The sequence below is a fragment of the Escherichia sp. AM3 genome (assembly GCF_032029835.1).
Taxonomy (GTDB): domain Bacteria; phylum Pseudomonadota; class Gammaproteobacteria; order Enterobacterales; family Enterobacteriaceae; genus Escherichia; species Escherichia coli.
On the sequence record NZ_JAVUPQ010001281.1, the window covers coordinates 1 to 239 of the forward strand.

Annotated in this window: 1 pseudogene; it reads left to right on the plus strand. The window is 59.4% G+C overall.

The window, feature by feature from the left end:
* Positions 1-239, plus strand: a pseudogene (locus RTW80_RS30675) (pyrroloquinoline quinone biosynthesis protein PqqF); the annotation flags it as partial.

Sequence of the window (239 nt, forward strand, 5' to 3'; positions counted from 1 at the left end):
TTTTTACTGGACGACGCCCCCGGAAGCCTGATTGCCGGGCTACGGGCGCGCGGGCTGGCAGAAGAGGTAGCCCTGAACTGGCTTTATCAGGATGACGATTACGGCTGGCTGGCGCTAACGGTTGATAGCGAACGGCCCGAGGACATTGACCCGCTTATTACCCACTGGCTACGGGCGCTACAGCAAACGACGGATGAGCAGCAGCGGCATTATTATCGGCTGGCACAGCAGCGTTTCAG